This is a genomic window from Modestobacter lapidis, assembly GCF_054780755.1.
Window position 1 is genome coordinate 154,713 of record NZ_BAAGVS010000001.1, and the last position, 23,639, is coordinate 178,351.

Below are 23,639 nucleotides of genomic sequence, written 5' to 3' on the forward strand. Positions count from 1 at the left end.
TAGCTTCCGACGCTGTGCCGTGGCTGCCCGACGACTTCGTCCACCCGCTCCGCGCCGATCTGCCGACCGGTGAGCACCTGCGGCCGATGGGCGCGGCGGACACCGGGATCGACTTCCCGGCGGTGATGGGTTCCCGGGAGCGGCTGTGGTCGATCTACGGCCGCGCGTGGGGGTGGCCGCCGGCCACGATGACGCCCGCGCAGGACCGCGCGGACCTCGCCCACCACGAGCGGGACATCGCCGCGCACGCGAGCTTCCTGTACGGGTTGTTCGACCCGGCGGAGACCGAGCTGCTGGGGTGCGTGTACATCGATCCGCCGGAGAAGACCGGCGGTGCCGACGCCGAGGTCTCCTGGTGGGTGGTCGACCGGCTGGTGGGCAGCGACGTCGAGCGGGCCCTGGACGAGCTGGTGCCCCGCTGGCTCGCCGCGGAATGGCCGCTGCGCCGTGCCCGGCTGGTGGGCCGGGACATCAGCTGGGACGACTGGTCCGCGCTACCGGACCTGCCGTGAGCCGCCGGGCGCGACGGATCAGCCCGGCTCGCCACGCCTGCCGACCGTCGGGGGCATGCTCGTCGGGCCGGTGGTCCTCGGTCGGCCGTGGCCGGGATGGAGCGAGCACCAGCTCCCGCCGCCGCCCCACCGGCGGAGGGCGCCCGCGACCCCGCTGACCAGCGTCGCGGCGGGGTGAGCTGCGGGCGATGCAGCCGCTGTTCCGCACCGCCGTGACGGGCGTCACGACGGTGCGTCGACCGGGTCGGGAGGCCCGCCGCCCGGGCCCTACGATCATCCGGTGGCCAGGGAACCGATGATCGCGCCCAGTCTGCTGTCCGCCGACTTCGCCCGCCTGGCCGACGAGGTGCAGCGGGTCGCCGACGCCGACTGGCTGCACGTCGACGTCATGGACGCCCACTTCGTGCCGAACCTGACCCTGGGCCTGCCCGTCGTCCAGGCGATCCAGGCGGTCAGCCCGGTGCCGCTGGACTGTCACCTGATGATCGAGGCCCCCGAGCGCTGGGCGCCGGGCTACGCCGAGGCCGGCGCCCGCAACGTCACCGTGCACGCCGAGGCCTGCCGCGACCCCCGCGCCGTCGCCCGCGACCTGCGGGCCGCCGGTGCCCTGGCCGGGCTGGCGATCAAGCCGGGCACGCCGCTGGAGGCCTACCTCGACGTGCTCCCCTACTTCGACACCCTGCTGGTGATGACCGTCGAGCCCGGCTTCGGCGGCCAGTCGTTCATGTCCGAGGTGCTGCCCAAGGTCCGCGAGGCCCGCCGGCTGGTCGACAGCGGCCACCTGACGCTGTTCCTCGAGGTCGACGGCGGCATCAACGCCGACACCATCGAGGCGGCCGCGCAGGCCGGCGCGGACGTGTTCGTCGCCGGGTCCGCGGTCTACGGCGCCGACGACCCCGCGGCCGCGATCGCCGCGCTGCGGGCGCAGGCCGCCGGCGTGCGCGGGTGAGCCCGTCCGCTGCCGAGCGGACCGCGATGGCCCGGGCCCGCGAGCTGGGCGCGCGCGTGCTGGGCAGCACCAGCCCGAACCCGGCGGTGGGCGCCGTCGTCCTGGACGCCGCCGGCCGGATCGCGGGGGAGGGGGCGACCTCGCCGCCGGGCGGCGCGCACGCCGAGGTGCACGCCCTGGCCCAGGCCGGCGAGCGCGCCCGCGGCGGCACCGCCGTCGTCACGCTCGAGCCGTGCGCGCACACCGGTCGCACCGGCCCGTGCGCCGACGCCCTGCTGGCCGCCGGGGTCGCCCGGGTGGTCGTCGCCGTCCCCGAGCCCACGCAGCTGGCCGGTGGCGGCGCGACCCGGCTGCGGGCAGCCGGGGTCGACGTCGAGCTGGGGGTGGAGCAGGCCGCGGCGGAAGCGGGCGCGCTCGGCGCCTGGCTCACCGGCGTCCGGGAACACCGGCCGCAGGTCGTGTGGAAGGTGGCCGCCACCCTCGACGGCCGGGTCGCCGCCGCCGACGGCACCAGCCGCTGGATCACCGGGCCGCAGGCCCGGGCCGAGGTGCACCGGCTGCGCGCCACCTGCGACGCGGTGCTGGTCGGCTCGGGCACCGCCCTCACCGACGATCCGCAGCTGACCGTGCGCGACGCCGAGGGGCGCCCGGCCGAGCGGCAGCCGCTGCGCGTGGTGCTGGACCGGCGCGGCCGGTTGCCCGCCACCGCCCGGGTGCTGGACGACGCCGCCCGTACGCTGGTCAGCCGGGCGGCGACGCCCGCAGCGCTGCTGGCCGAGCTGTTCGACCGCGATGTCCGGCGGGTACTGCTGGAGGGTGGGCCCACGCTGGCCGCCGCCGTCCTCGGGGCGGGGCTGGTCGACGAGGTCGTGGTGCACCTGGCGCCCCAGCTGCTGGGCGCGGGTCCCTCGCTCGTCGGCGACCTGGGAATTCCCACGATGGGCGGGGCGCTGCACCTGCAGGTCGTCGACGTCACCCTGATGGGCGGGGACGTGCAGGTCAGGTTGCGGCCCACCCGGCACACTGGTGGCAGGACCGCAGCGGCGGTCCCGACCGGAGGAGGGAGCTGACGTGTTCACCGGCATCGTGGAAGAGGTCGGCACCCTCGTCGTCCGCCAGGAGGCGGGCGACAGCGCCGTGCTGCGCATCCGGGCCCGCAAGGCCGTCGACGGTGTCGCCCTCGGCGACTCGATCGCGGTCAACGGCGTGTGCCTGACCGTCACCGGCGTCGAGCCCGGGTCGGACGGCACCGGCGTGTGGAGCACCGACGTGATGGCCGAGACGCTGCGCCGCAGCAGCCTGGATGCCGTGGGTTGCGGCGACCGGGTCAACCTGGAGCGCGCCGTCACCGTGCAGACCCGGCTGGGCGGGCACCTGGTGCAGGGGCACGTCGACGGCGTGGGCACCGTGGTCTCGCGCACGCCCGGGGAACACTGGGAGGTCGTGCGGATCTCCGTTCCGGCCGACCTCGCCCGCTACGTGGTGGAGAAGGGCTCGATCACCGTGGACGGCGTCTCGCTCACCGTCAGCGCGCTGGCCGGGGGCGGGGCGGGCGACCCGACACCGCCGTGGTTCGAGGTCAGTCTCATCCCCACCACCCTGCGCGAGACCACCCTGGGCGAGCGAGCCCCCGGTGACCGGGTCAACCTGGAGGTGGACGTCATCGCCAAGTACGTCGAACGACTGTTGGGGGCACGTTCATGACCGGCTCGCACCTGGAGCAGCTGGACTCGATCGAGAGCGCGATCGCCGCGATCAAGGACGGCCGGCCGGTCGTCGTGATCGACGACGAGGACCGGGAGAACGAGGGCGACCTGATCTTCGCCTCCGAGCTCGCGACGCCCGAGCTGGTCGCCTTCATGGTCCGGTACACCTCGGGCTACATCTGCGTCGCGGTCACCGAGGCCGACGCCGACCGGCTGGATCTGCCGCCGATGTTCCGGGTCAACCAGGACCGCCGCGGCACCGCCTACACGGTCACCGTCGACGCCCGCGAGGGCGTCACCACGGGCATCTCCGCCTTCGACCGGGCGGCGACCATCCGGCTGCTGGCCTCGGCCGAGACCGCGTCGGTCGACCTGGCGCGGCCCGGGCACATCGTGCCGCTGCGGGCCAGGGACGGCGGCGTGCTGCGCCGGCCCGGGCACACGGAGGCCGCCGTCGACCTGGCCGTGCTGGCCGGGCTGCGCCCCTCGGGCACGCTGTGCGAGGTGGTCAGCGAGAAGGACCCGACCGGCATGGCCCGCGGCGACGAGCTGCGGGTGTTCGCCGACGAGCACGACCTGGTGATGGTCTCGATCGCCGATCTGATCGCCTACCGCAAGCGCTTCGACAAGCTCGTCGAGCGGGTCGCCGAGGCCCGCGTGCCGCTGCGGCCCGGGGAGTTCACCGCCGTGGGCTACCGCAGCTCCTACGACGACCGCGAGCACGTGGCCTTCGTCTACGGCGACATCTCCAGCGGCGACGACGTGCTGGTCCGGGTGCACTCCGAGTGCCTGACCGGCGACGTCTTCGGCTCGCTGCGCTGCGACTGCGGCCCGCAGCTGGACGCCGCGCTGGCCGCGGTCGCCCAGGAGGGCCGGGGCGTGGTGCTCTACATCCGCGGCCACGAGGGCCGCGGCATCGGCCTGCTGCACAAGCTGCAGGCCTACCAGTTGCAGGACGCCGGCGTGGACACCGTCGACGCCAACCTGGACCTGGGGCTGCCCGCCGACGCCCGCGACTACGGCACCGGTGCGCAGATCCTGGTCGACCTGGGCGTGCACACGATGCGGCTGCTCACCAACAACCCGGCCAAGCGCGCCGGGCTGGAGGGCTACGGTCTGAAGATCACCGGTCGTGTCGCGCTGCCGACGCACGTCACGCCCGAGAACGTCGGCTACCTGCGCACCAAGCGCGACCGGATGGGACACCTGTTGGAGATCATCGAGCCGGACGGCCACCCGGCCGGCCAGGGGAGCGACATCCCGATGCGCCACGACGAGCAGCCCGTATGAGCGAGCTTGCGAGCGAATTCATGAGCGCAGCAGTGTCACGAATGTGGTCGACGAGCGCCAGCGAGGAGATCTCATGAGTGGCGGAGGAGCTCCCCGTCAGGAGCCGGTCAACGCCTCGGGGCTGACCCTGGGCATCGTGGCCGCCAGCTGGCACGCCGACATCACCGATTCCCTGCTGGCGCGGGCCCTGGCCTGCGCGCAGGCCTCGGGGGTGGCCGAGCCCACCGTGGTCCGGGTGCCGGGTGCGATCGAACTGCCGGTCGTCGCCCAGGCGCTGGCGAGCACCCACGACGCCGTCGTCGCGCTGGGCGTGGTCGTCCGCGGCGGCACGCCGCACTTCGAGTACGTCTGCGACTCGGTGACCGCCGGGCTCACCCGGGTGTCGCTGGATGCCGCCACCCCGGTGGGCAACGGTGTGCTGACCACCGAGGGCGAGCAGCAGGCCCGGGACCGCGCCGGCATGGACGAGTCGGCCGAGGACAAGGGCTGGGAGGCCACGGCCGCCGCGCTGGCCACCGCGCTGGTGCTGCGCGACCTGCGGGGCCCCGAGCGGACGACAGGTTTCCAGGCCATGCCGTTCAGTACCCGGGGGCCCGGCGCGTGAAGACGTTCGACAGCTTGTTCGCCGAGCTCACCGAGAAGGTGGCCGCCGGTGACCAGGCGTCCGGGACGGTGACCGCCGTCCGGGACGGCGTGCACGCGGCGGGCAAGAAGGTGGTCGAGGAGGCCGCCGAGTCGTGGATGGCGGCCGAGCACGAGGGCGAGGAGCGGACGGCGGAGGAGATCAGCCAGCTCCTCTACCGGGTGCAGGTGCTGATGCTGGCCCGCGGCCTGACGCTGCAGGACGTCTACGCTCACCTCTGAAAAAGTAGAAGGACCCCGCTGCCCCCCACCGCTCGCGAGCTCGCGGCGGGGCCCCTGCAGCGGGGCCATAGCCGCCCGTCACCCGAAGGAGCAACAACGTGCTGCGCGTGGCCGTGCCCAACAAGGGTGTCCTGAGCGAGCCGGCCGCGGCGATGCTGGCCGAGAGCGGCTACCGGCAGCGGCGCAGCACCAAGGACCTCGCGGTCTACGACCCGGACAGCGACACCGAGTTCTTCTACCTGCGCCCGCGGGACATCGCCGTCTACGTGGCCGCCGGGACCCTCGACGTCGGCATCACCGGCCGGGACATGCTGCTGGAGACCACGCCGCCCGACGGGGTCGGCGCCGCGGCCGAGGTCATGCCGCTGGGCTTCGGCCGGTCCTCGTTCCGCTTCGCCGCGCCGGCGGACTCAGCCATCGACGGGCCCGAGCGGCTGGCGGGCACCCGGATCGCCACGGCGTACCCGGGCCTGCTGGAGCGGTATCTGGACGAGACCGGCATCAAGGCCACCGTGGTGAAGCTGGACGGCGCGGTGGAGACCGCCTGCCGGCTGGGCGTGGCCGACGCGGTCTGCGACGTCGTCGAGACCGGGACGACGCTGCGGGCGGCCGGGTTGCGGATCATCGGCGAGCCCGTGCTCGCCAGCGAGGCGATCCTGGTCCGCCGGGCCGGCGCCGAGGAGATCCCCGCGGTCGCCCAGCTACGTCGCCGGCTGCGGGGGGTCCTGGTGGCCCGCCAGTACGTGATGCTCGACTACGACTGCCCCAACGACATCCTCGCCGAGGCGACCGCGATGACCCCGGGCCTCGAGGGCCCGACGGTGAGCCCGCTGCAGACCGAGGGCTGGTCGGCGGTGCGTGCGATGGTGCGGCAGAGCGACACCAACCGGGTGATGGACGAGCTCTGGGAGCTCGGCGCCCGCGCCATCCTGGTCACCAGCATCCACGCCTGCCGCATCTGAGGAAGGCCCCGATGCCCCCCACCACGCGCAGGTTCGCGGTGGGGCGCCGCAACGGGGCCATCGTGGGACTGCTGCTCCTGCCGTTGGCCGTGCTGGCCGGCTGCGCGTCGGGCAGCACGGCCGGCGGGGTCCCCGCCGGCACCGACCGGCCGGAGAACGACCTGGTGGTCGAGATCGACCGCGGCGCCGGCAGCCCGGTGGAGCGGTACACGCTGACCTGCGCCGGGCCCGGCGAGGGCGACCTGCCCGACGCCGCGGCGGCCTGCACGCACCTGCAGCGGATGTCCGAGCCCTTCGCGCCGCTGCCGGCCGACGTGATGTGCAGCCAGCAGTACGGCGGCCCGCAGACCGCCCGGGTCACCGGCCGGTGGGGCGGGGAGCCGGTGGACCTGACGCTGTCGCGCACCGACGGGTGCCGGATCTCCCAGTGGGATGCGCTGGGCCCGCTGCTCCCCGGGCCGGTCGGGTAGCGGCGGGCGCCCGTCGGCGTCAGCGCGACGGGCCCCCGCCGTTCAGCGGGGGCGGGTGGTCCGGTCGACGAGGTCGATCGCGGTGCACAGGCCCAGCGCCAGGGCCCGGCCGCTGGTGGAGCCGGTGCGCAGCAGGGCGTCGATCGCCGGCGGCAGCGAGCCGTCGCCGACCAGGGCGCGGAGGACGGCGGCGAACTCGCCGCTCACCCGGCCGGCTGCGGCGTGTCGCAGCAGCGCCCGGGACAGCTCGGTGGTGCGGCCGGCGGCCAGTCCGGTGACGCCGGCGCCGAAGCGCTCGGCCGCCGGGTGACCCAGCAGGACCAGGCCCGCGGTGGTGCCGGCCAGCACGTCGTCGCCGGCGGGGGTGAGGCCCGGGCCCAGCCCGACCAGCCGGGTGGCGGTGCGGAGCGCGGCATCGAGGTCGGCCCGGCGGACCGCCCCGCGCAGCGCGGCCAGCGGGCCGCTCGGGCCGCTGGGCAGCCCGGGGAGGGTGAAGGCGCTGTGCGGCACGCCGTCGCCGTAGACGGCGGTGCGGAGCAGCCGGACCCCCTCGGGTAGCAGTGCCGGACGGGCAGTGGGCAGCTTGGGGCGGGGATCCCACCAGGCGGCGGCCCGCACGGTGAGGTCGCCGACGGTGACCCGGCCGCCGCCGACCTGCGCCGGTGCGCCGCTGGGCACCGCCACCAGGGGGCGGCCGTTGGAGGGGCGGAACAGCACGCAGCCCAGTGGTAGCCGGGCGGCGTCGGCCGTGAGGACGCCGACGACGTCGGGCCCCGCCGGGGTCTGCACGGTGAGGTAGATCGCCGCAGGCGCCGAGAGCAGGACGCGCGCCTCGCGGACCGGCCCGCGAAGCAGGTCGGCCACGCCGGTACTGGCCTGCGCCGGAACCACCTGGCCCGCTGTGCGGAGGGCCGCCCCGGTGGCCGCGGCTGCCGCCGCGGACTCGCGGGGCAGCGGGATGGTGGGCACGCCGGCCCGGGCGGCCCGCCCGCCCTGTGCGGTCCGTTGCGCTCCGGCGTCGCCCTGCCCGCCGGAGCCTCCGTCGATGGTGCGCATGCGGCCTCCCACCCCTTCGGTGGACGGGGCAGGCAGATGCCGCCAGCCCCGTCCCGGTCAGCTGATCACAGGTGGCGGGGAGGCTCCCCCGTCTCGCGGGAGCGCCCTACCATCCGACCCGGACCAGTGCCGGAACACGAACCTAGATGGCGCGTCCTCCGGCCCTGTATGGCGATTCTCGCCAAGGATGGGTGTGCTCGTCCAGGGACGTCTGACAGAATCCATCCGACGGAGGTCCCGTCGTGGCACTTGGGGGAACGTAGAGTGACTGAGCGTGACACATCCGTGAGTTTCCTTGCGCAACGCGACCGGATGGCTACGTTGAGTCCCGTGCCACCGTCCACCGAACCGGTGCTGTCCCAGGTCCCGCCGGCCGACCGCAGCGCGTTGCAGAACAGCATGGGCCTGGCCGTCGAGCAGGTGCTCGCCCTGCCGGGCATGACCGGCACCGTCATCGTCGCCGGGGCGACGGGTGAACGCCGCGTGGTGCGGCACGTGGTCGTCGACGACCCGGCCGATCCACTCGGGGGCGCCGGGCCGGACGTCCTCATCATGCTCGCGGGCCCGTTGCCGAAGGCCGATCCCGCGCACTACCGCGCGCTGGTCGAGCGGCTGCACCGCGGCGGCAGTGCCGCGCTGGCCTACCGCACCGGAGACCGGTCCACGTCCGGTGACGTCGTCACCGGGCTGCCGGCCGAACTGCTCGCCGAGGCCGACCGCCGCGGCTTCCCGGTGTTCGCCCTGCCGGCCACCGCCCGGCTCGACGAGGTCGTGGCGGAGGTGCTCGGCGCGATCATCAGCCGGCAGACCCAGGCGCTGAGCCTGGCCAACCGGATGCACAACCAGTTCATCGACGTCGCGCTGTCCGGTGGCGGGCTCGCCGAGGTGACCGGTCAGGTGTCGACGTTCCTGGACGGCGCGGCCGTGCTCGGGCTCGGCCCCGACCGGGAGCTGGCCACCAGCGCCGGTCCGGCCCAGGACGTCGAGGAGATCCGCGACTGGCTGTGGCTGCTCGACGCCGCCGCGGACGACGCCTTCGCCGACCTGACCCCCTCCCGGCGGCTGTCGGGCAACCGGGCCGACCAGAGCGTGGTCACCCCGGCCAGCGTGCTGGCCGGGGCCGACCTGTCGCCGGCCGACGGCATCCTGCTGGTGCCCGGCCACCACGAGCTACCCGGCGGGGTCGGGGAGTACGCGGTCGCCCCGATCATGGCCGGCGACCAGCGGCACGGCTGGCTGGTGGCGGTGAACCGGCACGGCCCGATGCTGGTGGGCGCCGGGGTCGTGCTCGAGCAGGCCGCGGTCATCGCCGCGCTGTCGGAGATCCGGCACGCGGCGGTGCACTCGGTGGAGCTGCGGTTCCAGGGTGACCTGGTGCGGCGGCTGGTCGGTGGCACGGTGCGGCACACCGAGCGGGTGCTGGCCTACACGCGGTCCTTCGGGTGGCGGCTCGACGGCCCGGTCGTCGTCCTGGTCACCGCCACCGAGACCGTGGAGTCCGGCAGCGACCCCACCCGGGCACTGGACGTGCTCGACCGGCTGGCCGACGGCTGGCGGGCAGCGGTCGACGCCGAGGTCGCGGGTGCCGCCGTCGCGGGCCTGTCCACCGAGATCGTCACCGTCCTACCGCTGGACGGGCGCACGCCCGAGGAGATCTCCGGGCTGGTCGCTGCGGTCACCGCCAGGGTGAACGGCCGGCTGCGGCGGGTCGGTCGGCTGCTGGGCACCGGCATCGGCCGGCCGGCCGAGACGCTGACCGCGCTGGCCGACGCCTACCAGCAGGCCCAGCGGGCGCTGGTGGTCGGGCAGGAGATCCACGGCGGTCACGCGGTGACCCACTTCGACCAGCTGGGGGTGTTCCGGCTGCTGTCGCTGATCCCCGACAGCAACGAGCTGCGTTCCTACGTCGACGAGGTGCTCGGCCCGCTGGCCGAATCGGCGGACGCGGACTCCAGCGACCTGCGCGAGACGCTGCGGGTGCTGCTGGAGACCAACCTCAATGTGGCCGAGTCCGCCCGCCGGCTGCACTTCCACTACAACACGATGCGCTACCGGATCGGGAAGCTCGAGCGCATGCTCGGGCCCTTCACCACCGATCCGACGCTGCGGCTGAACCTGCTCCTGGCGCTGCACGCCGCCCGCATGCGGGGGCTCGACTCCTCGCACCGCCCACCGCTGGAGCACGTGGCCGCGACGGTCGTCGACGACGGGCTCGAACAGCTCGCCTGATCGAGGACCTGCTGCCCCCACGGCGGGGCCGCGCGCGCGGGTGCCGACGCGCGGTCTGGCACGGTGCGGTTCCTCAGCGCTGAGCTACTCGGCTCGGCCCTTGCCGGTGGTTGGTTCCGAGGAGGACCCATGACGTTCGGGTGGAAGCTCTACGGGGACGGCAGCACGCCGCCGCTGGGCGAGGCCGTCGCCCCCGACGAACGGCTGTCCTGGCCGCGCACCGTCGGCATCGGTGCCCAGCACGTGGTGGCGATGTTCGGGGCGACCTTCGTCTTCCCGCTGATCATGGGGCTGGACGCCAACCTGGCGATCATGATGAGCGGGATCGCCACGATCCTGTTCCTGCTGATCGTCAAGGGGCAGGTGCCGAGCTACCTGGGCACGTCCGCGGCCTTCGTCGGCGGGGTGCTGGCGGTCCGCGCCGCCGGCGGGGACGACAGTGACGTCGTCGGCGCGATCCTGGTGTCCGGTGTCGTGCTGGCCGTGGTCGGCGCGCTGATCCACGTGCTGGGGCCCCGGGTGGTCAACGCCGTCCTGCCCCCGGCGGTCACCGGCGCGGTCATCATCATCATCGGGTTCAACCTCGCGCCGGTGGTGGCCAACACCTACTGGCCGCAGGACCAGTGGGTCGGCCTGGCCACCATGGTCTTCGTCATCGTCGCCTCCCTCCTGCTGCGCGGCTTCTGGGCCCGCGTCTCGATCCTGCTCGGCCTGGTCTTCGGCTACCTGCTGTCGCTCCTGCTCGACGTCCTGGCCGGGCCGATCACCTCACCCGACGGCACCGGCGCGGTCGTCACCCGGGACCGGATCGACTTCGGCGCGGTCGCCCAGGCCGACTGGGTGGGCCTGCCGGAACTCACCTTCCCCTCGTTCTCGGTGAACTACTCGCTGCTGGTGCTGCCCGCCGTCATCGCGCTGGTCGCGGAGAACGCCGGGCACGTCAAGGCGGTCGCGGCGATGACGAAGCGGGACCTCGACCCGGTCATGGGCCGCGCGATCTTCGCCGACGGGGTCGGCACCGTGGTCGCCACGGCTGTCGGGGGCTCGCCGACCACCACCTACGCGGAGAACATCGGCGTCATGGCCGCCACCCGGGTCTACTCCACCGCGGCCTACTACGTCGCCGCGATCGTCGCGATCCTGCTCGGGCTGTGCCCGAAGTTCGGCGCGTTGATCAACATCATTCCAGGCGGGGTGCTCGGGGGCATCACGGTGATCCTCTACGGGATGATCGGCCTGCTCGGCGCGAAGATCTGGAAGGAGAACCGGGTCGACTTCGCCAACCCGATCAACCTGGTGCCGCTGGCCGCCGGGATCATCATCGGCATCGGCAACGTCAACCTGGTGTTCACGGACGAGTACTCACTCGGCGGCATCGCGCTGGGCTCGATCGTCGCGGTCGCCGGGTGGCACCTGGCCAAGGTGCTCGCACCGGCGGACATGCAGGCCGCGCTCAGCGCCGAGAGCGGCTTCGATGCCGGCACCGGCCCGGCCCTGGACGCCACCGGTGGTCACCGGGTCGATGGCGGTGGTCACCGGGTCGATGGCGGTGGTCACCGGGTCGACGGCGGTGGTCACCGGGTCGACGGCGGTGACCCGGGCAGCGCCGATCCCTCCGACGTCGACCGCGGCGCCCAGCGGTCCTGACCCGACCGGCGTGGCCGCTGACGCGTGCCGGGCGCGGGATCGGGGCACGGGGCACGGGGGCCGCACCCGGCGGCCCGCGGAGGAGGAACGCATGACGGAGCGCAGCCAGCCCCTGACCGGCAAGGTCGCCCTGGTCACCGGAGCATCGTCGGGCATCGGTGCGGCCACGGCGATCGCGCTGGCCGAGGCGGGTGCGGCGGTCGCGATCGGCGCCCGGCGGCGCGACCGGCTGGACGCGCTGTCGGCCACGCTGTCCGACCGTGGCGCCCGGGTCGTGACCCTCGACCTCGATGTCACCGACGAGCAGGCGTGCACCTCAGCGGTGGCCCGCACCCGGGAGGAACTCGGCGGGCTCGACGTCCTGGTCAACAACGCCGGGGTGATGCTGCTGGGCACCATCGTCGGTGCCGACACCGACGACTGGCGCCGGATGATCTCCACCAACGTCCTCGGGCTGATGTACACCACCCACGCCGCCATCGACGGCATGGTCGCGCAGGGATCGGGCGACATCGTCAACATCTCCAGCGTGGCCGGCCGGACGGCCCGCAAGGGGGCCGGCGTCTACAACGCCAGCAAGTGGGCGGTCAACGCCTTCAGCGAGTCGTTGCGCCAGGAGGTCACCGGTCGCGGGGTGCGCATCGGGCTGGTCGAGCCGGGCGCGGTGGCCACCGAGCTGACCAGCCACATCACCCAGCCCGATGCGAAGGCGGCCGCGGCGCGGACGGCGGCGGACATGCGCACGCTGCAGGCCGAGGACATCGCCCGGGCCGTGCTCTACCTGGTGACGCAGCCGCCGCACGTGGCGGTCAACGAGGTGCTCGTCCGACCCACCGACCAGGAGCGCTGACCGGGCCGGGGCGCGCACCGTCCGCGCGCCGGGCCCCGGGGAGGGATCAGCCCGCCGGTGCGCTGCCGCCGGCGACCTCGTGGGCGATCCCGGCCAGCTGGGACCGGACCCAGGCGTGCGCCGGGTCGGCCGTGTTCCGGGGGTGCCACCACTGCGCCTCCACGAACGGGGGGACGGCGACGGGTGGGGCGAGGAAGCGGAGCTCCGCGGTCCGCGACAGGTGGGACGCGGCCCGTGCCGGGACGACGGTCATCAGGTCGGTGCCCTGCAGGACGTAGGGGGCGAGCAGGAAGCTCTCGACGGTGACGTCCACCTGGCGCGCGGCGCCGAGCCGGCCCAGGTGGACGTCGGCGAGCGAGACCGGGTGGCCGGCGCCCATCGAGTAGACGACGTGGCCCAGCTCCAGGTACTGCGCCTCGGTGACGGCGTTCCCCACCCGCTCGCTCCCGGCCCAGACGCAGCACAGCCAGGAGTCCTCGAAGAGCGGCTGGTGCGGGAGCGCCGCCCCGGCCATGACCGCGGTCGGTTCGATGACCAGGTCCGCGCGTCCGTTCCGCAGCAGCCCGACCGGGTCCAGCGCCCGGGGGAGGACCTCGATCCGCACGTACGGCGCGCGCCGTCGGAGCGTCCGGACCAGCGGCCCGATGAGCATGAGCACGCTGTAGTCGGAGCAGCTGATCCGGTAGGTGCAGGGGTCGGTCGACGGGTCGAAGCCCAGCCGCTCGTCGAGCGCATGCTGCAGCAGGGCGAGGGCCTCGCGGACCGGGTGGACCAGCGTCTCCGCCCGCGGGGTGAGCACCGACGCCGCGCCCTCGCGCACCAGCAGGGGGTCGTCGAACATCCGGCGCAGCCGGGCCAGCGCGTTGCTCATCCCCGGCTGGCTCAGCCCGACCCGGCGCGCGGCCCGGGTGACGCTGCGCTCGGCCAGCAGCGCATCGAGGGCCACCAGGACGTTGAGGTCGACCGAGCTCAGCTGCACGGAGCGGATCCTGGCCCGTCGACATCACTGATGGCAATGCCGAGCATTGACAGCACTTGCTTGTCCAATGTCATCGTCCGCACCTAGCGTCCGCTGCATGTCGAACAGCCCGGTCCAGGAGGTCCCCGTCCTCGTCATCGGCGGCAGCATGGTCGGGTTGGCCACCGCCGTCTTCCTGACCTCCCACGGGGTGACCCCGTTGGTGGTGGAGCGGCACGACGGCACCGCCATCCACCCGCGGGCCGGGCACTTCCACCTGCGCACCCTCGAACTCCTCCGTTCCGTGGGCCTCGAGGACCCGGTCCGGGAGATGTCGGCGGCGCACTTCTTCCCCAACGGCGGGGTGAACGCCGTCGAGACGCTGGCGGGTGGCGAGATCGCGTCCTACATCGCCGACCTCAACGCGGGAGTCGAGGAACTCAGCCCGTCGCGGCGGCTGTTCGTGGCCCAGCAGGCGCTGGAGCCGGTGCTACGCCAGGCGGCGGAGCGCTCCGGCGCGGAGTTGCGGTACGGCACCGAGGGCCGGCTCCTCACCCAGGACGCCGACGGGGTGACCGCGGTGGTCCGCGACCGGGCCACCGGGGCCGAGCAGACCGTGCGTGCCCGGTACCTCGTCGCCGCCGATGGGTGGCGCAGCCCGATCCGCGCCCAGCTGGGCATCGGGATGGAGGGCCACGGCTGGCTGTCCGACAGCGCGACGATCTACTTCCGGGCGGACTGCCGGGGCCTGCTCGCCGACACCGATCTCGGGGTGATCTACGTCAGCAATCCCGCCGTCCGCGGCTTCTTCCGGTTCGAGCGGACCGGCACCGGTGGCTTCCTGGCGGTGAACACCCTCGGCGACCCGACCCGGCCGGGCGCCCTCGACGTGACGGCGGGGCTCACCACCGAGGGCGCGGCCGGCATCCTCCGTGCCGCGATCGGGGTGCCGGACCTCGACGTGGAGGTGCTGGACGTGGCGCCCTGGCAGGCCCGGGCAGACGTGGCCGAGCGCTACCGGGACGGCCGCGTCTTCCTGGTCGGGGACGCCGCCCACGTCGTTCCGCCCAACGGTGGGTACGGCGGCAACACCGGCATCCAGGACGCGCACAACCTGGCCTGGAAGCTCGCCCTCGCCGTGCAGGGTTCCGCCGGCGACGGCCTGCTGGCCACCTACGACGCGGAGCGGCGGCCGGTGGGCCGGCTGACCATCGACCAGGCGCACACCCGGTACCGGCGCCGGACCACCCCCGAGCTGATGGAGCCCGACGTCGCCGCCGTGGTGGACGACGTCAGCATGGAGATCGGGTACCGCTACTCCTCCGCGGCGGTCGCGGTCGAGGACGACGCCGACCGGGATGTCGTCGGCGACCCGCGGACGGCCGGCGGACGTCCGGGCACCCGGGCGCCGCACGTCCCGCTGCTCCGCGACGGTGCCCCGATCTCGAGTCTCGACCTCTACGGGGTCTCCTTCACCCTGCTCGTGGGCCCCGATGGCACGGCCTGGTGCGCCGAGGGCGAGCAGGCAGCCGTCCGGATCGGCGTGCCCGTGGCCGTGCACGTCATCGGACCGGACACCGACGTGGCCGACCCGCAGGGCGTGTTCCCTGCCGCCCACGGGATCACTGCCGCGGGCGCGGTGCTGGTCCGGCCCGACGGGTTCGTCGCCTGGCGTTCGCCGGGGGCCGCCGGCGGGGACGGGCCGACGCTGCCGCGGGTGCTCGGGGCACTGCTCGGCCGGGCAGGTCACCTGGTTCACTGGTGATTGAACGCTCTACCGATGCCGGTCCGGCCGGCGCAACCCTGGAGGACGGTCCATGCACCTCGGCGTCGACAGCTTCGTCTCGGCGGTGACCGACCCCGCCTCGGAACGCGTCATCGGAGCGCAGGAGCGGATGGAGCACCTGCTGGAGGAGATCGCGCTGGCCGACCGGGTCGGCCTGTACTCCTTCGGCATCGGGGAGCACCACCGCAGCGAGTACTACGACTCCGCACCGGCGGTCATCCTGGCGGCCGCGGCGGCCCGGACGTCCCGGATCCGGTTGGGCAGCGCGGTGACCGTGCTCAGCGCCGCCGACCCGGTGCGGGTGTTCCAGGAGTTCGCCACGCTCGACCTGATCGCCAAGGGGCGGATCGACCTGGTCGTCGGGCGTGGCTCGTTCACCGAGGCATTCCCGCTGTTCGGACTGTCGCTGGGCGACTACGACACGCTGTTCACCGAGAAGCTCGACCTGCTGCTCCGCATCCGGGAGTCCGAGCGGGTGACCTGGTCCGGCCGGCACCGCCCGTCGCTCACCGGGCAGGGCGTCTACCCGCGGCCGGTGCAGGACCCGCTGCCGATCTGGGTGGGCGTCGGCGGCAGCCCCGAGTCCTTTGCCCGCGCCGGCCTGCTCGGCCTGCCGCTCATGGTGGCGATCATCGGCGGTGAGCCGCGGCAGTTCGCACCGCTGGTCGACCTGTACCGCCGGGCCGGGGCGCAGGCCGGGCACGCTCCCGAGGAGCTCAAGGTCGGGCTGCACGTGTTCGGGTTCGTCGGCGAGAGCACCCAGGCCGCATCGGACGCCATCTACCCGGGCTGGCACGAGATGTTCACCAAGGTGTCCCGGGAGCGGGGGTTCTCCCCGCCGTCGCGCGCCCAGTTCGACGCCACCTCGGGTCCCGACGGGGCCTTCTTCATGGGTGACCCGGACACCGTGGCCGCAAAGATCGCCCGGGTCTCCGAGCAGCTCGGCGGGGTCGACCGGATCTCCCTGCAGATGACCAACCCGCGGCTGGCCCACGACGACCTGCTGCGCGGCATCGAGTTGCTCGGAACCGAGGTCGCGCCGACGGTCGCCGGACTCTGACCGGCCGGTTCGTCCGACCGGCCGGTTCGTCCGGAAATGTCGTACCGCTCCCATAACGTGAGGGCGTGTTCGAGGCCGGTGGGTTCGGGGTGGCGGTGACGGTGTCGCCTGCCTCTCCGGTGCCTGCGGGACGGCGACGGCGGTCTCGGCTGGCCGAGGTGTTGGACCCTCGTGGCTTCGACGATGCCGGGCTGGTGGCGGAGCTGGGGTCGGTCGCGGATCTGCGGGCGCAGCTGGCGGCGTACGAGGCGGGGCTGGTGGCGGAGTTCGCGCGCCGCCGCCCGGCGCAGACGGACCTGACCGGCGACCGGCCGGGGCACGGGGTGGACGGCTGGCTGCCGGATCGTGCGCCGGTGGGGGTGAGTGAGTTCTTCGCCGACGAGCTGGCGATGGTGACGCGGTCGTCGCGGGCGGCGGCGGTGACGTTGGCAGAGCGCTCGGTGGCGTTGGTGCACGAGTTGCCGGCCACCTGGGGCGCGCTGGCGGACGGGCTGGTCGACCCGTCGCGGGCGAACGCGATCGTGCGGGCGCTGGCCGGGCAGTCGACGGCGGCTGGCGGGGCGGTGGATCCGGGCGTGGTCGCCGAGGTGGAGGCGCAGGCGTTGGGCTGGGCGGTGGCGGGGGACACGCCGAGGCGATTGGCGGAGCGGGTGGCGGCGGCGTTGATCGCGGTGGACGCCGGGGCGGCCGACCGGCGACGGAAGAAGGCGGAGCGCCTCGCGGATGTGACCGTCCGGTCGTTGCCGGACGGTCTGGCGCAGCTGGTGGCGGACATGCCGGCGCCGGTGGCGACGGCGTGCCGGGAAACCATCGACGGGTATGCCCGGATGCTGAAGGGCGACGGTGACGTGCGGCCGATCGGTCAGCTGCGGGCGCTGGTCCTGGCCGATCTGGTGCTGCGCCCGTGGGATGTCTCGCGCCCGCCGGTGACCGCGCACGTGACCGTGCTGGCGCCGTTGCCGGTGCTACGGAATCGGTCGGATCCTGACCCGGGGCCGGCCGCGGCGCCGACCCGCGCCGTGACCGCGCCCACTGACGCCGATGCGGCGTCGGTGGAGGGGGTGCCGATCACCGGCGGGCAGTTGCGGGAGCTGCTCGGGCAGCTGGACGCGGTCTGCCCCGGTGGGCTGCAGGCCCCGGCCGGGGGCGTGCTGGACATCAACCTGACCGACCCGGACACCGGGGCGTTGCGCGCGACGGTGACCCGGGGGGAGCTGGCCCGGCTGGCCCGCCGCGGCTGCCCCGCTCACCCCCGAGCTTCCGGATCGCCTCCGACCGACTGTGGCTGTGCGGTGCTGGACCGGCCACCGTCGGTCGACCGCTACGTGCCGACCCCGGGGCAGCGCCGGTTCGTGCGGGCCCGGGACCGGACCTGCCGGCATCCCGGCTGCCGCCGACCGGCCGCGCGCACCGACCTGGACCACGTCGTGCCCCACGGGGCGGGTGGGTCGACCGACTGCGCGAATCTCTGTTGCCTGTGCCGCCGGCACCACCGGCTCAAGACCCACGCACCCGGCTGGCGGTTCACCATGACCCCCGACGGGGTCCTGTCGGTCACCACCCCCTCCGGGATCACCCGCACCACCCGGCCACCGGGCCTCGGGCTGCCCGAGAACCTCCTCCCGGTCCGGAACGGCGGACCACCCGGACCCGACGACGACCCGCCGCCCTTCTAGCGGTCGGGGTGGTTCCCGCGCCGCGCCGCCCGCCTGGTGCGTTCCCGGCAACGAGGATTGCCATCCAGGCCGCCGTCGGGGCAGGTTGCCGGGGAAGTGCTGCCGCCGGCCTGGCTTCCACCCGGTGCCGGCGGTGGGACCCCACCTGGATCCGACGAGCGAGGCAGGAACGATGGACGCGCAGTTCTGGGACGACCGGTACCGCAGCCAGGAGCAGCTCTTCAGCGGCAACCCGAACGGGGTGCTCGTCACCGAGGTCGCCGACCTGCCCCCCGGGCACGCGCTCGACGTGGGCTGCGGTGAAGGCGCCGACGCGTTGTGGCTGGCCCGACGGGGCTGGCAGGTCACCGCGGTCGACATCTCCCGCGTCGCCCTGGAACGCGCCGGCGCGGGTCCGGACGTCGCGGATCGCGTTGCCTGGACCTGTGCGGACCTGACCACCACGCCACCGCCGGCCGGCCCGTTCGACCTCGTGTCCGCGCAGTACTACCCGCTGGCGCGCCGGCCGGACCACGCCACGCTGCGCGGCCTGCTCGACGTCGTCGCCCCCGGCGGCACCCTGCTCGTCGTCGGTTACGACCTCGCCGATCTGACCCCGGGCCACGAGCCCGGTGTCGACTTCCGCGACTTCTACCAGCCCGCGGACATCGCCGACCTCCTCGGCGACGACTGGATCGTCCTGGTCGACGAGACCCGCCCGCGAACCGCCGCTGCCCCCGCCGCCACCCCGCACACCCACGACACCGTGTTGCGGGTGCAACGCCGGCGCTGATCCGATGCAGCGCGGCCCCGAGGCGGGGGACGATCGGCGCGCTCATCCCCCGACCACGAGACGGAGCCGCTGATGTTCCCGGAACCGGTACCCGATCCCGACCCGGCCTTCGCCGGCTTCGAGCTGTCCCTGCAGCAGGTGGCGGACGCGGCACTCCGGGTCCGGGTGGGCGGCTCCGGCCCGCCGCTGCTCCTGCTGCACGGCTATCCGCAGACCTCGGCGATGTGGGGCGAGGTCGCCGCCGGACTGGCCGCGGCGTTCACCGTCGTCGCGTCCGACCTGCGCGGGTACGGCGGCAGCTCGGCGCCGCCGACGGTGCCCGGGCACGAGACCTACGGCAAGCGGGCGATGGCCGCCGACGGGCTCGCCCTGATGCGCCGGCTCGGGTTCGACCGGTTCGACGTCGCCGGGCACGACCGCGGAGGCCGGGTCGCCTACCGCATGGCGCTGGACTCCCCGGACGCCGTCCGCCGGCTCACCGTTCTCGACATCGTCCCGACCGCGGAGGTGTGGGCCCGGGCCGACGCCCGCTTCGCCCTCGGCTACTGGCACTGGGCCTTCCTCGCCCAGCCGGCCCCGCTGCCGGAGACCCTGATCGGGTACGACCCCGAGCAGTTCTTCTTCGGCGGCGGGTTCGGACGTGCCATCCGCGGCTTCCGGCCCGCAGCGGTCGCCGACTACGTCCGCGCCGTCCGGGACCCCGCGGTCGTGCACGCCATGTGCGAGGACTACCGGGCCGGCGCCGGTCCCGACCGGGCGCTGGACGAGGAGGACCGGGCCGCCGGGCGGCGCATCGCCGCGCCGCTCCAGGTGCTGTGGGGCGCCCGGGGGGCGCTGCCCGCCTGGTACGACACCCTGGCGGTGTGGCGCGACTGGGCCGACGACGTCACCGGCGCCGCTCTGGACTGCGGCCACTTCCTGCCCGAGGAACTCCCCGCCGAGACCCTCGCCGCGCTGCTCGACCACCATGGCCGTGCCAACGCATGACCCTCGAGTGCCGGCCCACCTGCGCGTGCTCCGGGAGCACGGTGGCGCTGGCCAGCGGGACGACGAGCGACGAGGAGGTCACGGCCATGGTGGAGCCGGCCCGGGGGCAGTTCACCCCTGACCCGGCCGCTGCCGACGGCTGACGGTCCCGTCCGGGCTCGCCGGACGCAGCCGGATGCGGCTGCCCACGTTCGCCTCGACAGCTGCACGGCTGTAGACCAGTGGGAAACTGCCGCCTGCCGCCCAGGTGTCGAACAGGTCGGTGTAGTGCGGGGAGCGCGGGTCGCCGGACTGGCCCGGCGAGTTGACCGCCCGGCTGAGGTCCCACTCGCCGACGTCGATCACCATCCGGAAGGTCGAGCCCATCGTCTGCCGGAAGTCCGGTCCGTAGCCGGTCAGGCCCACCGTGTCGCCGCTGCCCGCGCGCGGCGCCGGCCCCACCTCGACCCAGCCGGGTGGCACGTCGCCGGCCGAGGCGAGCGCGCCGTTCACCAGCCGGGTGTGGTGCACCGCACCCCACTGCCAGGCGGAGCGGTCGCCGCCCAGCATCGCCTCGATCTCCTCGAGGGCCGCCCGCAGGGTGCTGTCGACGCCGGTCGTGAGCTCCGCGACGTCGGCCGGGGAGTCCGGGTCGTAGGCGGCGAGCATCCTCAGGTCCCCGCGCAGGTCGGAGTCCATCGACTCGTCCCGCTCCAGGGCGGCGGTCGCCCGAGCCCGCTGCTCCTCGGGCACACCCTCCCGCTCCAGCAGGCCGGCCACCAGCCAGGGGCGCAGGTGCCGGCGCAGCCAGATCTCGAAGACCAGCGCCTCCATCGAGTCGACGGTCTCGGCGCCGTCCCAGCGCTGCAGGGTCCGGAGCACGTCGGCGTCCCGGACGGCGCCGGCGTCGACTACGGCGAGCACCGAGCAGACCCGCCGGGCGTGCACGCTGACGCAGTCCCACTGCATCGCCAGGCTGTCCTCGACGCTCACCGCTGCGGTGGAATCGAGCCAGGCGGACAGCCGCTCGTACCGGGCGGGGGAGTACCAGTCGTAGGTGAACGGGAGCGAGGGGTCCCGGTCGGCGGGCAGGTTCATCTGGTTGGCCGTGGCGAACCAGCCCGACGCCGGGTTGCGCACCCCGGGCAGCTCGTCGGCGAGGGCGAAGCCGTTCCAGTCGTACCGCCCGTCGCCGGGGACCGGCACGCTGCCGTCGTACCCGACGCGGCGCGGGACGAGCGCGCTGGCCTGCCAGCCGATGTCGCCGTCCACGCTGGCGTAGATCTGGTTCACCCCCGGGGCGCCCCACCGGCCCAGCGCCTGGACGAACTCGTCGGCGGTGGCGGCGGTCTGGTACTCGAGGCTGGCCAGGTACGGCGACATGCCGGGCTCCAGCCACACGGCGCGCAGGGCGACGGCGAAGCCCCGGGCCGGATCGTGGTGGATCACCGGGCCGTGCCGGGTGAACAGCAGCTCGACCTCCACCGGCGCGGCGCCGGCGACCGCGACCGTGTCGGTCTCCCGGGTGAGGAACTCCCAGCCCTCGCCGTAGCGGTACCGGAACGGATCGTCGGGGTGCAGTTCGTAGACGTAGAGGTCCTCGTGGTCGGCGGGCCAGATGGTGAGCCCGAAGGCGACCTTCTCGTTGTGTCCGATCGAGATCCCCGGCAACCCGGGCTCGCCCGCACCGATCACGCTCATCCCAGGAGCCTCGAGGTGGGCGAGGTAGCGCAGCGAGGGCAAGGTGACCATCCGGTGCGGATCGTCGGCCAGGATCGGGCGCCCGGTCGACGTGCGCGAGCCGGAGACGACCCAGTTGTTGCTGCCGCCGAGCGACTCCTGCCAGGCCCCTGGCCGCGGGGCGCCGGTGAGGTCGACCGGGGAGAAGGCCAGCCGGTACACCCGCAGCACCTCGTCGGACAGCTCGGCGAGCGCCGTGCCGTCGGGCAGGACGAGCGGGTCCGCCGGCTCCCGGACGCGCCGCACCGCATCGATCTCCGGCCCGAAGTCGCGCACGGTCGTCGCGCGGGCCAGTTCGTGCTCGGCGTTGGCGAACAGGCCGTGGGTGCGGAAGCGGACCACGTCCTCGGGCTCCCACAGTGCGGGGGAGTGGCCGTACACGCCGAACTCCGGCGGCAGGTGCTCCGGATGCTCCAGCACCCAGCGCACGTAGGCGTTGACGCCGCGGGTGTAGGCGGTCACGACCCGCCGGGTGGCCGTGCCGTAGGCCAGCCACTCGGCGCGCATGTCCCCGCGGTACCGCAGGAGCCGGCCGGCCCGGTCCTGCTCCACGAAGGCCGGCCCGAACACCTCGCTCAGCAGCCCGTTGCCGCGGCGTCGCCACAGGTCGATCTGGAAGAGCCGGTCGCGAGCAGCGTTGAAGCCCTGGGCCAGGTACACGTCGTCCCGAGAGCTCGCGTAGACGTGCGGGACGCCCCAGGTGTCCACGATGATCTCGACGTCGTCGCCCAGCCCGTCGACCACGTACTCCTGCTCTCCGACGGCCGGCGCCCCGGGTGCGTCGGTCATCGCAGCATCTCCGCCACGTCGAGCACCCCGCCGGCCGCCTCGAACTCGGCCCTTGCCGCGGCGAGCACCGCGGGATCGGCCAGCACGTCGAGAGCCGTGAGCGCCAGACCGACCGCGCCGTCGAGCACGGCCCGGTCACCGGCCGGGGAGGCGGCCGCCGCGGCGAAGCCGGTGGTGTGCATCGACGTCTCGGGCCCGGCGATGGCGATCATCGGGTGGATGGACGGCGTGCGCACGCTCACGTTGCCGAGGTCGGTCGACCCGGCCAGCGACGCCGGCGTCACCCCCGGCGGGAGCGCGCTGCGCCCGCGCCGGGCCTGGTGCCGGGTCCAGCGGGCGGCGAGCTCCAGGTTGGCGCGGATGGGCAGGTAGGCGGGTTCCTCGTCCCACGCCAGCTCGTACCCGCAGCCGGTCATCGCGGCCGCGGCCACCACGATCGCCTCCACCCGGCGGCACAGGTCGGTCAGCGTCTCGGGGGTCGCCGACCGCACGTAGTACAGCGCGGCCGCGGTGTCCGGGACGACGTTGGGCCGCTGCCCGCCGTCGGTGATGACGCCGTGCACCCGGTCGGTGTCGGGGACGTGCTGGCGCAGCATCGCGATGCCCTGGTACCCGGCCACGACGGCGTCCAGCGCGTTGCGGCCCATGAACGGCTGGGCCGAGGCGTGCGCGGCGATGCCGGTGTAGGTGACCCGCAGCTGACGTCGGCCGAGGAACGGCTGGACCGCGGCGTCGTAGGAGAAGGGGTGCAGCATCACCACCGCGTCGATGCCGTCGAAGGCCCCGTCGCGGGCCATCACCTCCTTGCCGCCGCCGCCCTCCTCGGCCGGGGTGCCCAGCAGCACCGCCGTTCCGCCCACCTCGCCGCCGGACAGCACGGCGTGCAGGCCGAGGAAGGCCCCCACGGCGGCCGAGCAGATGACGTTGTGCCCGCAGCCGTGCCCGATGCCCGGCAGGGCGTCGTACTCGGCGAGCACCGCCACCGTCGGCCCGCCGCGCCCGGTCCGGGCCCGCAGTGCGGTTTCCAGGCCGTGCACCCCGACCTCGGCGTCGAGGCCGTGGCGGGCCAGCAGGTCGGCCACGGCCCGCACCGACCGGTGCTCGGCGTAGCCCTCCTCGGGGTGGGCGTGCAGGTCGTGGCTGAGGCCGAGCAGGTCCTCGGCGGCCGCCTCGATCGTCTGCTCGGCCCGGGCCAGCAGGTTCTCGGCTGCGCCGGCGCGCGGCGAGGACAGCGGCGCGGCGAGCTCGGCGGCCCGGTCGGTCGCGGCCCGCAGCGCCTCGAGGTGCTGGGTGTCCGGGGGGCGGGGAACGGAAGGGTCCGCGGTCATGAGGCGGTTGTACTGGACGGCGGGCGCTC

General features: G+C 74.4%; 22 protein-coding genes. 18 read left to right on the plus strand and 4 right to left on the minus strand.

What is annotated here, in order from left to right:
- Positions 1 to 14: 14 nt before the first annotated feature.
- The 9 genes from ACYVG5_RS00730 to ACYVG5_RS00770 all read left to right on the plus strand — a co-directional run bounded on the left by ACYVG5_RS00730 (position 15) and on the right by ACYVG5_RS00770 (position 6,753).
- Complete coding sequence (locus ACYVG5_RS00730) at positions 15 to 512, plus strand: hypothetical protein (protein WP_222045068.1); 498 nt, start codon at positions 15 to 17, stop codon at positions 510 to 512.
- A gap of 280 nt (positions 513 to 792) precedes the next feature.
- Positions 793 to 1,461 (plus strand): ribulose-phosphate 3-epimerase, encoded by a 669-nt coding sequence (rpe, locus tag ACYVG5_RS00735; RefSeq protein WP_460682889.1) that lies wholly within the window; start codon positions 793 to 795, stop codon positions 1,459 to 1,461.
- On the plus strand, positions 1,458 to 2,531 hold the full coding sequence (gene ribD / locus ACYVG5_RS00740; RefSeq protein ID WP_460682890.1) for a bifunctional diaminohydroxyphosphoribosylaminopyrimidine deaminase/5-amino-6-(5-phosphoribosylamino)uracil reductase RibD: 1,074 nt from the start codon (positions 1,458 to 1,460) through the stop codon (positions 2,529 to 2,531). The genes rpe and ribD overlap by 4 nt, the downstream gene beginning before the upstream one ends.
- A 1-nt stretch (position 2,532) precedes the next feature.
- Positions 2,533 to 3,165: a riboflavin synthase gene (locus ACYVG5_RS00745; protein WP_222045070.1), complete on the plus strand. Its 633-nt coding sequence runs from the start codon at positions 2,533 to 2,535 to the stop codon at positions 3,163 to 3,165.
- On the plus strand, positions 3,162 to 4,457 hold the full coding sequence (locus ACYVG5_RS00750; RefSeq protein WP_222045072.1) for a bifunctional 3,4-dihydroxy-2-butanone-4-phosphate synthase/GTP cyclohydrolase II: 1,296 nt from the start codon (positions 3,162 to 3,164) through the stop codon (positions 4,455 to 4,457). The genes ACYVG5_RS00745 and ACYVG5_RS00750 overlap by 4 nt, the downstream gene beginning before the upstream one ends.
- Before the next feature lie 73 nt (positions 4,458 to 4,530).
- Positions 4,531 to 5,061, plus strand: a complete 531-nt coding sequence (ribH, locus tag ACYVG5_RS00755) for a 6,7-dimethyl-8-ribityllumazine synthase (RefSeq protein WP_222045074.1) — start codon at positions 4,531 to 4,533, stop codon at positions 5,059 to 5,061.
- Entirely contained in the window at positions 5,058 to 5,321 is a 264-nt protein-coding gene (locus ACYVG5_RS00760) for a phosphoribosyl-ATP diphosphatase (protein ID WP_222045076.1), read from the plus strand. Before ribH ends, ACYVG5_RS00760 begins: the two co-directional genes overlap by 4 nt.
- 98 nt (positions 5,322 to 5,419) lie before the next feature.
- Positions 5,420 to 6,283: an ATP phosphoribosyltransferase gene (gene hisG / locus ACYVG5_RS00765; protein WP_222045077.1), complete on the plus strand. Its 864-nt coding sequence runs from the start codon at positions 5,420 to 5,422 to the stop codon at positions 6,281 to 6,283.
- Positions 6,284 to 6,294: 11 nt separating this feature from the next.
- Positions 6,295 to 6,753 carry an SSI family serine proteinase inhibitor gene (locus ACYVG5_RS00770; RefSeq protein ID WP_222045079.1) on the plus strand — a complete coding sequence of 153 codons (459 nt, stop codon included), beginning with the start codon at positions 6,295 to 6,297 and terminating at the stop codon, positions 6,751 to 6,753.
- Positions 6,754 to 6,795: 42 nt separating this feature from the next.
- Here ACYVG5_RS00770 and ACYVG5_RS00775 read toward each other — a convergent pair whose 3' ends face one another.
- Positions 6,796 to 7,809, minus strand: coding sequence for an oxamate carbamoyltransferase subunit AllH family protein (locus ACYVG5_RS00775; protein WP_222045081.1), 1,014 nt, complete (start codon positions 7,807 to 7,809; stop codon positions 6,796 to 6,798).
- 330 nt (positions 7,810 to 8,139) lie between these two features.
- On the opposite strand from ACYVG5_RS00775, the gene ACYVG5_RS00780 reads away from it, so the two are divergent.
- From ACYVG5_RS00780 to ACYVG5_RS00790, 3 genes are all read left to right on the plus strand, one after another.
- Positions 8,140 to 10,038, plus strand: coding sequence for a helix-turn-helix domain-containing protein (locus ACYVG5_RS00780; protein WP_460682891.1), 1,899 nt, complete (start codon positions 8,140 to 8,142; stop codon positions 10,036 to 10,038).
- A 129-nt stretch (positions 10,039 to 10,167) separates the two neighbouring features.
- On the plus strand, positions 10,168 to 11,685 hold the full coding sequence (locus ACYVG5_RS00785; RefSeq protein WP_222045086.1) for a uracil-xanthine permease family protein: 1,518 nt from the start codon (positions 10,168 to 10,170) through the stop codon (positions 11,683 to 11,685).
- A 91-nt stretch (positions 11,686 to 11,776) separates the two neighbouring features.
- The gene (locus tag ACYVG5_RS00790; protein ID WP_222045088.1) at positions 11,777 to 12,535 is read left to right on the plus strand and encodes an SDR family NAD(P)-dependent oxidoreductase; all 759 of its coding nucleotides are present in this window, start codon (positions 11,777 to 11,779) and stop codon (positions 12,533 to 12,535) included.
- A gap of 46 nt (positions 12,536 to 12,581) precedes the next feature.
- Here the strand turns inward: ACYVG5_RS00790 and ACYVG5_RS00795 are convergent, their stop codons facing one another.
- Positions 12,582 to 13,514 carry a LysR family transcriptional regulator gene (locus tag ACYVG5_RS00795; RefSeq protein WP_222045090.1) on the minus strand — a complete coding sequence of 311 codons (933 nt, stop codon included), beginning with the start codon at positions 13,512 to 13,514 and terminating at the stop codon, positions 12,582 to 12,584.
- A 97-nt stretch (positions 13,515 to 13,611) separates the two neighbouring features.
- On the opposite strand from ACYVG5_RS00795, the gene ACYVG5_RS00800 reads away from it, so the two are divergent.
- The 6 genes from ACYVG5_RS00800 to ACYVG5_RS00825 all read left to right on the plus strand — a co-directional run bounded on the left by ACYVG5_RS00800 (position 13,612) and on the right by ACYVG5_RS00825 (position 19,917).
- Positions 13,612 to 15,258 carry an FAD-dependent monooxygenase gene (locus ACYVG5_RS00800; protein ID WP_222045092.1) on the plus strand — a complete coding sequence of 549 codons (1,647 nt, stop codon included), beginning with the start codon at positions 13,612 to 13,614 and terminating at the stop codon, positions 15,256 to 15,258.
- 52 nt (positions 15,259 to 15,310) lie between these two features.
- Positions 15,311 to 16,339 (plus strand): Atu2307/SP_0267 family LLM class monooxygenase, encoded by a 1,029-nt coding sequence (locus tag ACYVG5_RS00805; protein ID WP_222045094.1) that lies wholly within the window; start codon positions 15,311 to 15,313, stop codon positions 16,337 to 16,339.
- Positions 16,340 to 16,497: 158 nt separating this feature from the next.
- Positions 16,498 to 18,015 (plus strand): HNH endonuclease signature motif containing protein, encoded by a 1,518-nt coding sequence (locus ACYVG5_RS00810; protein WP_460682892.1) that lies wholly within the window; start codon positions 16,498 to 16,500, stop codon positions 18,013 to 18,015.
- A 172-nt stretch (positions 18,016 to 18,187) separates the two neighbouring features.
- Positions 18,188 to 18,787, plus strand: a complete 600-nt coding sequence (locus ACYVG5_RS00815; protein ID WP_222045451.1) for a class I SAM-dependent methyltransferase — start codon at positions 18,188 to 18,190, stop codon at positions 18,785 to 18,787.
- Positions 18,788 to 18,859: 72 nt separating this feature from the next.
- The gene (locus ACYVG5_RS00820) at positions 18,860 to 19,774 is read left to right on the plus strand and encodes an alpha/beta fold hydrolase (protein WP_222045096.1); all 915 of its coding nucleotides are present in this window, start codon (positions 18,860 to 18,862) and stop codon (positions 19,772 to 19,774) included.
- A complete protein-coding gene (locus ACYVG5_RS00825) occupies positions 19,771 to 19,917 on the plus strand; it encodes a hypothetical protein (RefSeq protein ID WP_222045098.1) in 147 nt (48 codons plus the stop codon). The genes ACYVG5_RS00820 and ACYVG5_RS00825 overlap by 4 nt, the downstream gene beginning before the upstream one ends.
- Here ACYVG5_RS00825 and ACYVG5_RS00830 read toward each other — a convergent pair.
- Together ACYVG5_RS00830 and ACYVG5_RS00835 are read right to left on the minus strand one after the other, a co-directional pair.
- The gene (locus ACYVG5_RS00830) at positions 19,886 to 22,282 is read right to left on the minus strand and encodes a penicillin acylase family protein (RefSeq protein WP_222045100.1); all 2,397 of its coding nucleotides are present in this window, start codon (positions 22,280 to 22,282) and stop codon (positions 19,886 to 19,888) included. The genes ACYVG5_RS00825 and ACYVG5_RS00830 overlap by 32 nt on opposite strands.
- Positions 22,279 to 23,610, minus strand: coding sequence for a M20 family metallopeptidase (locus ACYVG5_RS00835; protein ID WP_222045102.1), 1,332 nt, complete (start codon positions 23,608 to 23,610; stop codon positions 22,279 to 22,281). The genes ACYVG5_RS00830 and ACYVG5_RS00835 overlap by 4 nt, the downstream gene beginning before the upstream one ends.
- Between the last annotated feature and the right edge of the window lie 29 nt (positions 23,611 to 23,639).

What these genes read in the sequence shown, in the direction of transcription:
- ACYVG5_RS00830 (WP_222045100.1), bottom strand. Translation starts at nt 22,282, where the DNA reads ATGACCGACGCACCCGGGGCGCCGGCCGTCGGAGAGCAGGAGTACGTG.
- ACYVG5_RS00785 (WP_222045086.1), top strand. Translation starts at nt 10,168, where the DNA reads ATGACGTTCGGGTGGAAGCTCTACGGGGACGGCAGCACGCCGCCGCTG.
- ACYVG5_RS00770 (WP_222045079.1), top strand. Translation starts at nt 6,295, where the DNA reads ATGCCCCCCACCACGCGCAGGTTCGCGGTGGGGCGCCGCAACGGGGCC.
- ACYVG5_RS00790 (WP_222045088.1), top strand. Translation starts at nt 11,777, where the DNA reads ATGACGGAGCGCAGCCAGCCCCTGACCGGCAAGGTCGCCCTGGTCACC.
- ACYVG5_RS00800 (WP_222045092.1), top strand. Translation starts at nt 13,612, where the DNA reads ATGTCGAACAGCCCGGTCCAGGAGGTCCCCGTCCTCGTCATCGGCGGC.
- ACYVG5_RS00775 (WP_222045081.1), bottom strand. Translation starts at nt 7,809, where the DNA reads ATGCGCACCATCGACGGAGGCTCCGGCGGGCAGGGCGACGCCGGAGCG.
- ACYVG5_RS00820 (WP_222045096.1), top strand. Translation starts at nt 18,860, where the DNA reads ATGTTCCCGGAACCGGTACCCGATCCCGACCCGGCCTTCGCCGGCTTC.
- ribH (WP_222045074.1), top strand. Translation starts at nt 4,531, where the DNA reads ATGAGTGGCGGAGGAGCTCCCCGTCAGGAGCCGGTCAACGCCTCGGGG.
- ACYVG5_RS00825 (WP_222045098.1), top strand. Translation starts at nt 19,771, where the DNA reads ATGACCCTCGAGTGCCGGCCCACCTGCGCGTGCTCCGGGAGCACGGTG.
- ACYVG5_RS00835 (WP_222045102.1), bottom strand. Translation starts at nt 23,610, where the DNA reads ATGACCGCGGACCCTTCCGTTCCCCGCCCCCCGGACACCCAGCACCTC.
- ACYVG5_RS00815 (WP_222045451.1), top strand. Translation starts at nt 18,188, where the DNA reads ATGGACGCGCAGTTCTGGGACGACCGGTACCGCAGCCAGGAGCAGCTC.
- ACYVG5_RS00805 (WP_222045094.1), top strand. Translation starts at nt 15,311, where the DNA reads ATGCACCTCGGCGTCGACAGCTTCGTCTCGGCGGTGACCGACCCCGCC.
- ACYVG5_RS00750 (WP_222045072.1), top strand. Translation starts at nt 3,162, where the DNA reads ATGACCGGCTCGCACCTGGAGCAGCTGGACTCGATCGAGAGCGCGATC.